A 1,817-nucleotide genomic window follows, 5' to 3' on the forward strand; every position below is an offset into this window, starting at 1 on the left:
AAAGAAGCTCCTACCACAATTATGGTGATGATCACTATTAGTATATGAATTATTCTTTTCAAATGAGAGATAACGTTAAGTGTATGGTGACTTAGCTATCCCGAAGGGTAGCTATGCACTATACACCGTGTTAGCTTACGTTTTTTATTAATTTTTCTTTTTCAATTAGTATCAATATTCCTCCGAGGATAAATCCGCTGATTAATCCTCCAAAATGAGCAGCATTGTCAATTCCTCCTAAAAATCCGAACAGTAAACTTACTCCTGCATAAAGTCCTAATAGCATCCAAGTCATTCCACGCATATGGGTCGGATAGATTTTGAAAACAGTAAAAGCTAAAATCAACCCATACAGTCCAAATATTGCACCTGAAGCACCAACACTAATCGTATTCTCGTGCCAATATACACTTGCAATACTTGCTAGAATACCGCAAACTACAAAACTTATTATGAGCTGGGTTCTTCCGAGAATTCCTTCTAATAAACTCGCTCCTAATCCCAAACCGAATAAATTCATAAAAAGGTGCATTAGTCCACCGTGAATAAATATTGAAGTGAAAAGTCTCCAATATTCGCCATTTAACACTTCAAATCTCCTATTACCTCCAATCTCCAAAAGTTCTTTCGTTGTTGGTGAGACTAGATTCAGTCCTGAGAAAATCATTATTAGGAAAACGGCAATGTTTACAAGAAGTAGAATTGCAGTTGCTTTATTAGGTCCTCTCGGGTCTAAAAACTCCAAAATATCTTTAAGGTCGTCTTCTTTAAGTGGTTTATCTTTTTTGAAGTCTCTTAATTCTTTTTCGTCAATTTTTGGAATGACAACCATCAATAGCAAAACAAAAGCTCCTATCCCAAATGAGCCGAAAATCCAAGGAAAAGTATTTCCAAGTCTTTCTTCAAAAACGTCAGATTTAGGAACAAGGATAATTCGTTCTGATTCCTTTATATTGGGATTCTTTTCTTTGATTGCTTCAATAAAACCGTCTCTGTCGTCCGAGTAACCAAGCTTCTCAAAGTATTTCACATTTTGGAAATCATAAGTTTCAAATTCTCTTTCAGATTTCTCAATGAAACTTCTGTATTCTCTATTTTTTTTATCGTCACTAATTCGATTGCTTAAATTCTTGGAGTACTCAACTCCGTACCAAACATTATTTGAATTTTCAAAAGGACAGGCGAGATATAGGTAGAAGTTAAGATTGTCATTGTTTCTTCCTGAAGTCCTTGCTGTAACATATGGTAGGCTGGCGTTTTTGACAACTTGAAATGAACTGATGTCAAAGTACTTTTCATTAGTTTGATTTTTAGCTTCATATGGACTAGATATTGAAACCAAGTCAAATGAAGCTTTTTCAATGTAATTCTGGCTCACAATTATTGGAACCGCGATAGCACCTGCCATTGCAAATTGATAAAGGAAATGTCCATTATCTCTTTTTCCTCTTAAATTCAAAATTCTGTTTCTTCGTCTAAGCCAAATCAATATTGGTATCCAAGGAAGAGCAAAGGGAATCCAAAAGTTGAGTAAGTCTTCTTTTAGCGGAAGAATTCCTAGTTTAATATCCAAAGTCCACCTGAATAGGTTGTAAAAAAGAATAGTCCCAAATGAGACTGCTAAAAATGGCAGGTATACTTCTTTTATTTTTACAGCAATGTCTTTCAATTTTTCGTATCGTTTTTAAATGCAAGCTAACGTTTAATATATGTGTCGTAGCAGGGCAAAATGTTACCTTCTTTTTCGATTTTTCTGCGCATTGGTTGCCAACTTGACTATTCTGCAAGCATTGCGCCTTACCAAAAATACAAGAACC

1 protein-coding gene is annotated in these 1,817 nt (G+C 35.0%); it reads right to left on the minus strand.

Translation table 11 applies throughout. From position 1 onward, the window contains the following. Positions 1–130: 130 nt before the first annotated feature. Positions 131–1,669 carry a rhomboid family intramembrane serine protease gene (locus Q1A73_RS24385; protein ID WP_299611427.1) on the minus strand — a complete coding sequence of 513 codons (1,539 nt, stop codon included), beginning with the start codon at positions 1,667–1,669 and terminating at the stop codon, positions 131–133. Positions 1,670–1,817 lie beyond the last annotated feature (148 nt).

It is taken from the genome of uncultured Aquimarina sp. (assembly GCF_947492115.1).
Taxonomy (GTDB): domain Bacteria; phylum Bacteroidota; class Bacteroidia; order Flavobacteriales; family Flavobacteriaceae; genus Aquimarina.